Raw genomic sequence first — 626 nt, 5'->3', positions numbered from 1 at the left:
TACAAGGCCGATCTTCATTTAAATCATGGTGGGAATACAACCAAACAGGTATGTTCCCTAAACAAAAATATGAAGAAGAGCTACAGAATGTTGAAGCAGAGCAAGATGGGACTTTAAATCAAAAGGTAGAGTGAGATGGCAACAGATATCAAAAAACTATTTGAAGCACTCACTCAGCACCAGGCCTATCTTTATCGTGCTTCATCAAAAACGGTAAATGAGTTATTGGCTTTATTCAATGATGATACGAGCAAGATGCTATCTAAGCTTCGGGATTTATTGGATGAGCTTAATGAGTCGGAGAAAGTTGCTTTAGCTGGTGGTAAATATACAACTTCAAATTTAAGGGAAATTAGGGATTTGATTGCCCAATGGTTTGCTAGTGTAAATACCAGCTTGCCTGAAGCATTCGCCGTCTCTGCTACAGCTTTGGCTGTTTATGAGGCCAATTACGTAGCTAAGCTCTATGGAGCAAAAATTAATAAGCCTGATGGGGAAAAACTATTTTTATCCGCTAAAAAAGTTCCGTTGGCAGGTGGCGCTCTTGTCGATGATCTGCTTTCAAGAATTGCTGAAAGTGCCCGTCAAAAGGTTGAGTATGCAATTCGAGATGGTATTAATTCAGG

At 39.6% G+C, this 626-nt stretch carries 1 pseudogene; it reads left to right on the top strand.

Annotated features, from left to right (window positions below):
• Window positions 1-135 precede the first annotated feature (135 nt).
• Window positions 136-626 (top strand): annotated as a pseudogene (locus R5R67_RS19515) (phage head morphogenesis protein); the annotation flags it as partial.

The sequence above is a fragment of the Acinetobacter sp. OYA S30 genome, assembly GCF_033599315.1.
Classification (GTDB): domain Bacteria; phylum Pseudomonadota; class Gammaproteobacteria; order Pseudomonadales; family Moraxellaceae; genus Acinetobacter; species Acinetobacter baumannii.
This window is presented reverse-complemented; position numbering and strand designations above follow the sequence as displayed.